This is a genomic window from Komagataeibacter oboediens, assembly GCF_003207815.1.
Classification (GTDB): Bacteria; Pseudomonadota; Alphaproteobacteria; order Acetobacterales; family Acetobacteraceae; genus Komagataeibacter; species Komagataeibacter oboediens.
In genome coordinates this window covers 1-5,707 of sequence record NZ_NKTX01000108.1, presented here as the reverse complement: position 1 = coordinate 5,707, position 5,707 = coordinate 1, and the positions used below count along the sequence as shown (strand labels likewise).

Annotated in this window: 4 protein-coding genes; 3 read left to right on the top strand and 1 reads right to left on the bottom strand. The window is 50.2% G+C overall.

What is annotated here, in order from left to right; all coding sequences use genetic code 11:
* Nucleotides 1-175: 175 nt before the first annotated feature.
* Nucleotides 176-1,255 carry a replication initiation protein gene (locus CFR80_RS16725; RefSeq protein ID WP_181418266.1) on the bottom strand — a complete coding sequence of 360 codons (1,080 nt, stop codon included), beginning with the start codon at nt 1,253-1,255 and terminating at the stop codon, nt 176-178.
* Between the two features lie 1,264 nt (nt 1,256-2,519).
* Here CFR80_RS16725 and CFR80_RS16720 point away from each other — a divergent pair.
* The 3 genes from CFR80_RS16720 to CFR80_RS19520 all read left to right on the top strand — a co-directional run bounded on the left by CFR80_RS16720 (nt 2,520) and on the right by CFR80_RS19520 (nt 5,664).
* The gene (locus CFR80_RS16720; protein ID WP_010512186.1) at nt 2,520-3,722 is read left to right on the top strand and encodes an AAA family ATPase; all 1,203 of its coding nucleotides are present in this window, start codon (nt 2,520-2,522) and stop codon (nt 3,720-3,722) included.
* Between the two features lie 165 nt (nt 3,723-3,887).
* Nucleotides 3,888-4,922 carry a ParB/RepB/Spo0J family partition protein gene (locus CFR80_RS16715; RefSeq protein ID WP_110507745.1) on the top strand — a complete coding sequence of 345 codons (1,035 nt, stop codon included), beginning with the start codon at nt 3,888-3,890 and terminating at the stop codon, nt 4,920-4,922.
* A gap of 550 nt (nt 4,923-5,472) precedes the next feature.
* The gene (locus CFR80_RS19520; protein WP_258367915.1) at nt 5,473-5,664 is read left to right on the top strand and encodes a hypothetical protein; all 192 of its coding nucleotides are present in this window, start codon (nt 5,473-5,475) and stop codon (nt 5,662-5,664) included.
* Nucleotides 5,665-5,707 lie beyond the last annotated feature (43 nt).

Below are 5,707 nucleotides of genomic sequence, written 5' to 3'. Positions count from 1 at the left end.
CGCATACAACTGCAAAAGAATGGCGCGGCTTCAGGCGGCATAAGCCGGGTCAGCCTCGGCGTTATCAGCCGCAAAATGCCCAACCCGACAGGCTGCTAAATTGACATAGAGACGACCTGCGTTGTCGCGCCCCATTTCGCATTTTTAGCGTTATAGAAGCATTCTCGGCTCACGTTTACGGATTACCTCGACGGTTGTGATAACTTTCGCAAAAGCCTTTCCATGCCGCTTTAAGCTTGGAACCATGCAGCTTGCCAAGTCGCTCACCGAGATGGTCTCGGAATGCATCGGCAATCAGGTCGATATCCCAGCCCCCGCCAGAGGAACGCGCTATTCTAGCGAATATCTCTTGGTCGGCTCCAAACTGGAGAGAACCGGCTGGGAACATTACCTGCCCATCGCTTTTCGCAGCCGCGGGTCGTACTACTTGATTGCGTTGTGTTTCTAATTCGCGTGTAGTCGTTTGATGATCTATGACCTTTGGAGTTTCCTTAGGTTGGAAAACAATCTCGAGTTCTCTTACTGCTCTTCCTTGTCTTATTTCCGTCCACTCGACCGTAAAATGCGCCAGTTCGTCGATTTCATTCTTGCAAACGGTCAATACTTTTCGCCGCAACTGAGCAAAGTCTTTATAGACGTTAGGTGAGATCCCTAAGGCAGCACGAAATGCGATGACGTCACCTTTCCACACGGTTTGACGTCTCTTCACGCGCAAGGCCCCGATTTCGTAAAGTTTAAGCGCGTAAGCCGAACGAAAACCCAATACAGCGGTGCGATTCATGACCGCATAGGTTTCAGACTCTTGGATTAGTCTTCGGGCATCAGGAGTAAATTCCCACTCGATCCAACCGACTTCTTTTCCAGGCTCTGTGTCTTCAACTTCTTCCCTTGAAGAGGCAATCAGAGAAAATCGTCGCGTCGCTTTTTTACCTCGCCAGGAAATGTCGTCTTCGGCAAATAGAGTACCATGCAGTTCTTCAAGCATGTCACTTATGCGTTCGTTACCTTTGTGACCTCGCCTGATGTCTGCTTTGCGCATGCGGTGGACCACTGGCTTCCAAGCATCGCCACCGGCTACAAGGATCATCAACGCGAGTAGACGTGATGCAGTCAGGCTTAGCGATTGGCCTCTGACGAAACGTATCTCTACAAGGTGTCCAGGTTTGGCGAACTCGTCGGCACCCTTATGCTGTAGAGCGCGAGCAACACGCATGGCGCGCTTTGGAGCTTCATCACTTTCGGATGCGTATTGCATGGGCGGGTTATCCAGCACCTAACGGGACGAACGATTCGTATCCTGACCTTAGAATGAGAATAAGGTCAGGTGAAGCGGAAATTGGGGATCTTAGCGCCTTCTCGCGGCCGCGTATGGTGCTGAGAAGTAAGGTTTCTTATGAAGATTTCTATAAACACGACCGCAGCGTGCTGCGGGGGATTCTGATTCTATTCAAGTGATTCTGATTCAAGACAAAAAATACTAGGAAAACCAACGACTTTTAGAGCATTTCCTGACCTCGTGGGGGACCTAGCCTGACCTTTTGGGGGATAGTAACCTGACCTCGTGGGGGATCTAACCTGACCTCGTGGGGGACGGTCAGTTAAGATAGCTAGTTTTGGGAAGTATCCACACGTTATTTTAAGAACTTTCATGTTGACGGTCGCAAACCGGTATCTATGGGACTTGCGCGTGTTTTTTAATGGAATCTATGAGTGCGATTCGCAGTTTAACGGGCTTTCGTCTCTTTTTTAGATCTCGTTCATAGCTGCCGTGGCTGCCATGACGATGTTCCACGCCAGATGATTGCCCAGTGTGGGTGGATTGCAACGTTGCAATTGTTTGAAGGTATATGGATTTCCTTGCGAAAAACGCGAGGTTACTAGCCTTTTTTCACAAGTAACTGACCTGCCCGGTCGGCACTAAGCGACGGTATGGGTAACCCAGCTGGCAGCACTATGCCGATGTCTCTGAGGCAACTGAACGTATTTGTCCCAAATTGCAATGTTGCAATCTCTAATATGTGGCAAAGAAAGTTTCGAAAAAAAAAGCTCACTAAAGATTAAAGCGAAAGTGACTGGGTAACTGAAGGCCTGATCTGGTTGCTTATTTTGGCAGCGCCATCGAGATATGCTCGACTGGAAGCTATTGCATTTGGCTAGGGGTGGAATTCAGTGTTCCGCTGTTCTCATTGATGCAGGGACAAATATCCCCCACGAGGTCAGGGTAAGCATTTGTACCTTGCCTCCCCCCAAGAAGTCAGGATAGCGACGTGCGCTGATTGGCATCCCCCATAAGGTCAGGATACCTCGTACATCTTATCACATGCTCCCCCAAGAGGTCAGGACACTCATCTTTTCGGTTTTTATGTTCGCTACCTAATCCGGCACATGATCGTCGCGCTTTGTCGGCATTAAAAAAAGGGAATGGCTATCGAGTTAAGTATCGACTTTCGAAAAGATAGACATTATCCATTGGAAATCGAAAGTTAGTGCACGACGGACGTTTATCGAAAGAAAGATTTATGACAGCTGATCTCGAGCAAGCCGGATATACGAGTCTCCAAATGGTTGAAGGGCTGGCGGATAAGGCCGCGGCAGTTCTGGAGAATTTGAGGGAAAGCGCTGTTGCCGCGCGAGCCGGCGAGCGACGAGAACCGACATTTCAGATTGGCCAGGCTGCAGAACTCGTAGGCCGGACGCCCGCAGCCATACGCGACGCAGAAAAGGATGGTCGTCTACCCAAACCTGAACGGGGAGCCAATAACAGGCGTGTGGGATATACGCTTGAACAGGTCAACGACATGCGCGGGATCTTTGGCACGCGTCCGTGGCGTGATCCAGGCGACCCGCCGGCAATCATAGCTGTTCAAAACTTTAAAGGCGGTGTCGGGAAATCAACGGTTGCTGTTCACCTTGCGCAATATCTCGCGATCCAAGGCTATCGCGTGGCGCTGATCGATTGTGATAGCCAAGCGTCAGCAACAACGCTCTTTGGTTACGTGCCAGATTTAGACCTTACTGAGGATGAGACGCTTTATCCGTTTTTGCGGCACGATGAACGTTCGTCACTGAGCTACGCGCTCAAACCTACGCATTTCGATGGTCTATATCTGATACCGTCTAATCTTCGGCTGTTTCAATCTGAGTATGAAATCGCCGCGCGGATGGCTCAGGGCGAGCCTGGGCTTGTGGATCGGTTGTCGGTAGGGCTGGCGTCTATAGCGCCAAATTTTGACGTTATAATTATGGATCCTCCTCCTGCCTTGGGAGCAATCTCGCTTTCTGTGCTGAGGGCAGCAAATGCATTGGTCGTTCCGGTGCCCCCGACAATTATGGACTTTTCGTCAACGACGGCCTTCCTGTCGATGCTGGAGGAGACATTGCGGACGCTAGCGCAGTTTGACAGGGCTCCTTCTCTAGAGTTTCTCAAATTCGTGGCTTCTCGGGTAGAAGAGAACAAATCGATTCACAAGGAACTTATCAAGCTGATGCAGGCTATTTTCGGCCATCATCTAGTTAGAGCCCCTCTGAAAAATTCTGCTGAAATCGACAATGCCACAGCTCGACTCATGACTGTGTACGAACAGCAAGGAGCGATCACAAGCAAGTCGGTTCGTGATCGCTGCCTTACCTATCTGAACGCAGTGTGTAAGGAGCTTGAAACGGATATTCGGGGAATGTGGCCTAGTCATCAGGAGCGGCTTCGCAAGGAAGGACTGGTGTAATTTTTTCTTGGAGATGGCGGTTCATTGAACTCTCTCAAATCGTCAATTTCTGAAAATTGCAACGTTGCAATTTTGGATTGGTGGCGGAGCGAGAAGCGAAGCACGCATTTTCAAAGCATTATTCGAACTTTTTGCAGGTCGAGTAATGTGAAAAAGGAGGGATAAATGTCGGGGAAAAACAGGGCTTTTGCGGACGGCTTAACAGCTGCAATTTCAGGCGTAACCGGTAGACAAGGCCAGTCTCGTCCAAATCGGTCAATCATTAATGATCGTACTAACCGATTAGCAGAAGTTGCTAGCGGTAAAGTTGTTACTCGTACTCACGAGTTTATTGACCCTGCACGATGCAAAATGTGGGAGGGTCATAATCGTGATTACGCCGCGTTGTCCTATGAAAACTGTCGCGAACTTATCGAAAGCATTCGTGCGCAGGGACGCCAAGAAGTTCCGGCCATCGTTCGGCGATTGACCAACAACCCAGATTTTGATTTCGAAGTGATCTGTGGCGCACGCCGGCATTGGTCTGTTTCGTGGCTTAACGCCAATAATTATCGTGACATTAAGTTCCTTGTTGAGCCTCGTGAAATGGAGGACGAGGAAGCCTTCCGTATTGCGGACCTAGAAAATAGGGCGCGTGAGGATCTTACCGATTACGAGCGCGCAAAGGATTACTTGTTGGGTCTGGATCGGTACTATCATGGTCGCCAAAAAACGATGGCAGATCGGTTGAACGTCTCTGAAGCATGGTTAAGCCGGTACCTCGACCTTGCTAGATTGCCTGAAGCAGTCACTCGGGCATTTGTTAGCCCGCATGATATTCGGCTTAAGCATGTGATGCAGATAAAGCCCCTTATTAAAGACAGTGCATCACGCGAAGTGGTCTACGAGGCTGCTGAACGTATTGCTGCGTTGCGAAGCAAAGATCAGAACTACCTTGTGGAACCTGCTGCAGTGGCTCGCGAACTCGAGAATGCGGTAGCAACGGAACTGGGACATCTACGTCGCGGCAGCGCGCGCTCGCCTAAACGTGGCGCCGTTGCTATCACTCGCGATACGGATGGCAAAGAGATCGTAAAAATAGATGCGAAGTCGCCTAAGCGTTTGCAGGTCACTTTCATGCTGGCGGAACTACGTTCTCGCGAAGAGATGGAGGAGGCAGTTAAACTGCTGACGGATCGCTACTGGCCCGTTCAAGAATGAACTTTTGCTTAGGATGCGTAACCTGCAGCAGTCAGCGTATCAGATTTGTTTCTGCGTGAATTACCAGTGCTGGGTCTGAGTGGTAATGCTGGGTCACCATTGCACGAGTGTATGTGCCTTGTGTCCGAAATACGTGCTGGGGCGCGTTTGAGAGAACTAAGCGATTTCAGAACAAGCAGGCTGGGCATGTAGCTCGTGGAGGCACTGCGTGTCGATAGGACGGTCTTGCTTGTGTACCTGATGACTGTAAACGTGATGTCATCGGCATACCAACGGTTCTGCAATCATTGCTGGTTAGAGTGTTTTTTGCTGACCGTCCTTTTTGTTTTTGGTAGGCCGACTACTCATTGGACTGATTAGTAATTAAAGGGCACAGTGGCCCATGACGATATCAGCCGCGTTCTCGAGGCATAGCCAGAGATGCCTGCGGCTTCGAAAGTCATTGCGTCGTCTGCGGATTGGTCATCAACAAGTCTTCAACAGGGGAAACACTGGTTTCCTGATATTCTGCTTTTTTGCTGTGTGCCACTGGACGAATGCAGGTAAAAGCATGGCCGCAATCAGGAAATTCCCCGATCTATTGCCGGGCTTTAGCTGGCGGGATATCGAGGTGAATGGCGTGCGGATCCGCACGGCTACCGGCGGAAACGGACCACCGCTGCTCATGCTGCATGGTCATCCGCAGAGTAAGCTCCCGGCGACTGACGCCTTGCTGAATACTTCTGGTCTTGTTCAGCTATGAAGCATGAGCGATTTAAGAGATAGGGACGCGGTACTACCTGCGA

Coding starts and splice junctions, on each gene's coding strand:
- CFR80_RS16715 (WP_110507745.1), top strand. CDS start 3,888: ATGTCGGGGAAAAACAGGGCTTTTGCGGACGGCTTAACAGCTGCAATT.
- CFR80_RS19520 (WP_258367915.1), top strand. CDS start 5,473: ATGGCCGCAATCAGGAAATTCCCCGATCTATTGCCGGGCTTTAGCTGG.
- CFR80_RS16725 (WP_181418266.1), bottom strand. CDS start 1,255: ATGCAATACGCATCCGAAAGTGATGAAGCTCCAAAGCGCGCCATGCGT.
- CFR80_RS16720 (WP_010512186.1), top strand. CDS start 2,520: ATGACAGCTGATCTCGAGCAAGCCGGATATACGAGTCTCCAAATGGTT.